The following is a 4,712-nucleotide window of genomic DNA, read 5'->3' as shown; positions in this document are numbered from 1 at the left end:
ACTGTAAGACGAAGTAATCGAGGACGTAAGAAATCGACTACTTCGCTTGTTTCTGGGTAGGAAGCCGACGCTGTAATCTCTGATTCAGCGTTCGGTAGTTCACAGCTAAATTACTCTGATAGAGTGAATGGCATGATCACTGTAAATGTTGAACCTTCCCCAGGCTCGGAAGTAACATCAATGGTTCCTTGAAGCAGACTAACCATTCGTTGCACAATGGCTAAACCTAATCCTGTTGATACAAGTGATGATTGATCCCGCTGACTGGTGAAACTAGATTGAACAAACGGATCGAAAATGCGAAATCGATCCTCTTCTGATATACCAATTCCACTATCTTCAACTGCAATTGACCACGACTCAGCATCAACTTGATAGCAGGTGATTGTAATTGAACCCGAGTCTGTATAGTGAATTGCATTACTGACCAAATTAGTTACTATCTGTTGAATGCGTAGTGAATCTGTTGTTACTGATTGAGGAGCCTGACTAACATCAACATTTAAAGTTAGTCCTTTTTGTTGCGCTAAGCTTTCTAAAGCATCTTCTACAATCTGCTGAATTAACTTCCCGACATTGGTTGGAATTAGATTGAGTTGAATTAAGCCTTGGCTATGACGAGAAATTTCCAGAGTATCGTTGATGATCTTGAGAAGACTGCGACCATTGCGTAAAACTCGTTCTAGCTCATCTAAATTAGTTGCAGTATCTTTGTCTTGAATGTTTTTTTTCTGTTTTTGCAAGAGTAAACTTGAATAACCAATGATTGAGTTAAGTGGTGTTTTTAACTCATGAGCCATAAAGGATATACTTTCTTTCTGTGTTTGCACTAGTCGGGTTAACTCTTGGTTAGTCAAGGTGAGTTGCCCTTGCATTTGCTTAATTTCAGTCAACCGAGCTTCAAGATAACTTTCTAGGCTAGTCGCAATAATCGAACTTAATAACTCATCAATAGTTTGTAGGGCTGTTAGCATTTCATTTGGAGAATGAGTTAATAAATCAGACTCTAATTTTGCAACTAAAATCTGGCGAAGGAGACTATATTCTCTGACTAATTCCGCTACATTATATCCTTGTTCAGCACGAATATATCCGTGATTTTCACTTGGATCTTCGAGACTTTTATAATCACCACTCTGGTTTCTTGAGAGGAAAAATGCTAATTGTTGAAGGACTTTTGGCAGGCTGTTCCGAACGGCATCATAGGTCAATCGCTCAGCACTCTCAATTTCTGGATCTAATTGAACTGCATGAATCCAATCTTGAATAATTGCTTCCTTTTTTTCTGTTAGTGCCTGTCCTAAATCCTTCATAATTTTTTTGCATTTAGAAATAAGGAAATAAGAGACTTATTTTATGTTTTTAGACCTCTTACACTTAAATGTATAGTGATCAATTCAAGAAAAGATGACAAGTATCAATTCTCTGCATGATGACTGTAACAATTACTCAGAGAAAAGTTACCTATCATCTAAATTATTAGAGTAGAAGACTAGCTATGAAATTTAGAGGAGGCTTCTTCAAATGAAGAAGATAGATCTTCCCATGCTCTTTCAACACCAGCTTTAATACTTTCCCAAGCCTCATCGCCAGATGCTTCAAGCTCCGTCAATTTTTGTTGCAGTTCCTCCCGTTTTGCTTTGAGATCTTGAAGTTGTTTGTCTAATTCTGCTTTCATCTCTACCGAAGCGTGATCTGCTTTTGCTCTAATCTCATCCATTTTTGTTCCTAAATCCTGAAGTTTGGTTTCCATCTCTCCTTTATAGGATGCTTTTTCTTCGTTCATCTGAACTCTACTTAATACTAAAAAATAATTAATTACTATACGCCTATTTTTACTGATCTGTCAATAGAATTTTAATTTTTAATATCCTTAATATTTCCAGGATATCTTTAAGGGATTATGAACTCTAATCAACATAGAAAAACAGAGAAAGAAAATATTTTTACTATAAGTTTTTTTATGGAAAGATACTTGACTTTTATGAGAATTTTAAATAAATAATATTGAATGGCAACAATTTTAATTAATTTATAGGAGAATTCAAAGATGATTCTAAAAACCATTAAACAAGTGGGGTTGGTCATAATTTTCTCGGGAGTCATTGCATTTTTTATTGGTTTTTCGCCTTCAGGGATTGCTAACGCAATCGCTGCACCAAATCCCTTAATCGCTATGGAAGAAATGACAGAAGATACAACCAACTCAGCTCAAGAGAAAGCTGAAGAAGCTCAAAAATCAGTCGAAAAAGGCATTGAAGAGGCTACTCAAAAAGCTAAAGAGACAAAAGAAACAGTAGAAAATAAAGTTAAGGAAGGGGTTGAAAAAACTAAAAAAGCGACCGAAGAGGCTACTCAAAAAGCCAAAGAAAACAGTGAAAATATCATTGATAAGGCAAAAAGTATCTTCACTGGTGAATAGATTGAGGTAACTAACAGTAAAGTTATTGACTGAAGAAGCGATTTTCTTCAATGAGCATAAAAATCCCCCAAGGTCATCGCTTGGGGGATTTTCAGCCAGTTTCGAGCGTCTAATTTAGAGCTTAGTGCCACACTCAGGACAGAACTTATTAGTTGCTGGGTTTTTAGCCCGACAGTTACTGCAATACATGATTGCCACAGCTTGATCGAGTTGCTTAAGTTCGGGTAACCCCAACATTTCAGCATTACTTTTACCGGGGGCAACCATGGGATAGCAGTTTTCGTCTTTTTTCACTTGGGCATCGAGTAAGACGGGACCCTCATAATTCAGCATTTCGGTCACGGCTGCCGATAAGTCAGCGCGATCGCGCACCACCATGCCTTTGATGCCATAGGCTTCGCAGAGCTTCACAAAATCAGGCATTCCCACCTGCATATTAGAGGCAGAATACCGCTCTTGGAAGAAGGTCTGTTGCCATTGGCGCACCATTCCTTGCCAACCGTTATTAATCAGCACGGTTTTCACATTAATCCCATACTGTGCCAGCGTTCCCAGTTCCTGTAAATTCATCTGGAAACTAGCATCCCCACTAATGCAAATCACTTGTTCATCCCCAACAGCCGTTTTTACCCCCATCGCTGCGGGTAAACCATAGCCCATCGTGCCTAAACCAGAACTGGAAATCCAACGGCGGGGACCATATTTAATAAACTGCGCGGCCCACATTTGGTGCTGTCCCACATCCGTGGTGTAGTAGGCATAAGGCGCTTGTTGTCCCACTTCCACAATCACTTCCTGCGGGGAAAGTAATGCTTCATAACGCGGTACCACAAGGGGATAGATTTCACGCCACCGTTGAATTTTTGCCAGCCACGCCTTGGTACGTTCATGATTGGCAGGAATATCTAACTCGCGGATGCGATCGAGCATTTGTTGTAAGCAAGTGCGGACATCGCCCACAACGGGAACATCTGGCGCCCGGTTTTTGCCCACTTCCGCCGGGTCAATATCAATGTGAATGACCTTAGCTTTGGAGGCAAACTCATCGAGTTTCCCGGTAACGCGATCGTCAAATCTTGCCCCCACTGCAATGAGTAAATCACACTCACTAACCGCATAGTTAGCATAAGCGGTACCGTGCATCCCCAACATGGAAACTGCCAGGGGATGATTCTCATCAAATGAGCCCAGACCCATTAAAGTGGTCGTGACTGGAATCTGAAAGTGCTCTGCAAGCTGCTGTAATTCTTCATGAGCACCAGAACTAATGGCACCGCCGCCAACGTAGAGGAGAGGACGTTCTGCTGCTTCAATATATTGAATTGCTTGTAAAAGTTTCCGGGGATTCCCTTTCTCCGTTGGGCGGAAACCCGGCAAGCTAACTTGCTTCGGCAGAACCGGTACATAATCGCACTCTTCAAACCCGACATCTTTGGGGACATCAATTAATACCGGACCCGGTCGTCCGCTACTGGCAATATGAAACGCTTCAGCAACAATTCTTGCCATATCACTCGCCTTACGAACCACATAGGAATGCTTCACAATCGGCAGCGTAATGCCAAAAATGTCGGTTTCTTGGAAGGCATCTGTCCCAATGGCTGCTCTTGGCACCTGTCCCGTAATGGCGACCATAGGAATCGAATCCATGTGAGCGGTTGCTAAGCCCGTGACAAGATTGGTTGCACCCGGACCAGAGGTGGCAAAGCAGACGCCGACTTTCCCAGTTGCTCGGGCATAGCCATCGGCAGCATGAGCAGCGGCTTGCTCATGACGGACTAAAATATGCTTAACATCTCCTCGCGCTTCCGAGCGATGGAGTTCATCATAAATCGGTAAAATCGCACCACCTGGATAACCAAAAATATGGGTTACCCCATGTCGTTTCAAACTATCCAGTAAGGCAAATGCACCTGTGCATTTCTGGGGAACCTCAGCGGTCTTGGTTTCAGGAGGCGTTACAACTTGTTGTGACTGATTTGGATAACCCACAGCTTAAACGTTTTAACTTACTACTTCACTTTACTGTCAAAATCTGCTAGTTGTTATTTATGCTACAACTTTTTTAAATAAAATTACCGGTTGATTCAAGTCTTTTTTGGGCTTAAAGGTAAAGATATCTTCAATGACCCCCACCTACTTCGTGAGGTGGGGGATTGGGGAGAGATAACCTCCCCGTAGCTGCGAATAGAGCCATGAGCGGTTAGCGAGTAAACACTTCCAGATGTTTCTCTAGTTTGGATTAGATGTAAGAGGGCGGAATCTCGCCCAACTGGGTTAGTCCAGGACA

At 41.9% G+C, this 4,712-nt stretch carries 4 protein-coding genes; 1 reads left to right on the top strand and 3 read right to left on the bottom strand.

Going from position 1 to position 4,712, the window contains the following annotated elements; genetic code table 11:
* Positions 1-110: 110 nt before the first annotated feature.
* Together GVY04_23630 and GVY04_23625 are read right to left on the bottom strand one after the other, a co-directional pair.
* Positions 111-1,313, bottom strand: coding sequence for a sensor histidine kinase (locus GVY04_23630; protein NBD19010.1), 1,203 nt, complete (start codon positions 1,311-1,313; stop codon positions 111-113).
* Between the two features lie 179 nt (positions 1,314-1,492).
* Positions 1,493-1,786: a hypothetical protein gene (locus GVY04_23625; GenBank protein NBD19009.1), complete on the bottom strand. Its 294-nt coding sequence runs from the start codon at positions 1,784-1,786 to the stop codon at positions 1,493-1,495.
* A gap of 264 nt (positions 1,787-2,050) precedes the next feature.
* Between GVY04_23625 and GVY04_23620 the strand changes: the two genes are divergently transcribed.
* Entirely contained in the window at positions 2,051-2,422 is a 372-nt protein-coding gene (locus tag GVY04_23620) for a hypothetical protein (GenBank protein NBD19008.1), read from the top strand.
* Positions 2,423-2,536: 114 nt separating this feature from the next.
* On the opposite strand, the gene ilvB is transcribed toward GVY04_23620, so the two are convergent.
* Positions 2,537-4,414 (bottom strand): biosynthetic-type acetolactate synthase large subunit, encoded by a 1,878-nt coding sequence (ilvB, locus tag GVY04_23615; protein NBD19007.1) that lies wholly within the window; start codon positions 4,412-4,414, stop codon positions 2,537-2,539.
* Positions 4,415-4,712 lie beyond the last annotated feature (298 nt).

The sequence above is a fragment of the Cyanobacteria bacterium GSL.Bin1 genome (assembly GCA_009909085.1).
In the GTDB taxonomy this organism is placed as follows: Bacteria; Cyanobacteriota; Cyanobacteriia; order Cyanobacteriales; family Rubidibacteraceae; genus Halothece.
This window is presented reverse-complemented; position numbering and strand designations above follow the sequence as displayed.